1 protein-coding gene is annotated in these 233 nt (G+C 58.8%); it reads left to right on the top strand.

Annotated elements, in window-relative coordinates; genetic code table 11:
- Window positions 1-49 precede the first annotated feature (49 nt).
- The coding region (locus B3C64_RS04585; RefSeq protein WP_414632162.1) for a glutamine amidotransferase-related protein at window positions 50-233 on the top strand (184 nt) is incomplete at its 3' end.

The raw sequence follows: 233 nt of genomic DNA, 5'->3' as shown, positions 1-233 counted from the left end.
TGATTACCGGCGTTGCGGCTGCCGTTTTCCAATGAATGTAAGGGAGATCATGCCACAGGGACCCGTTCTCGTCGTTGATTTCGGCGCACAGTATGCGCAGCTGATCGCACGCAGGGTGCGAGAGGCACATGTCTATTCGGAACTCGTTCCGCATTCCATGCCCGTGGACGAGATGCTCGCCAAGGACCCCAAGGCGATCATCCTTTCGGGCGGTCCCGCTTCGGTGTTCGAGC

Source organism: Bifidobacterium sp. UBA6881, assembly GCA_002451435.1.
Classification (GTDB): domain Bacteria; phylum Actinomycetota; class Actinomycetes; order Actinomycetales; family Bifidobacteriaceae; genus Bifidobacterium.
Note: the sequence above shows the minus strand (reverse complement) of the source record. Positions and strands in the feature narration are given on the sequence as shown.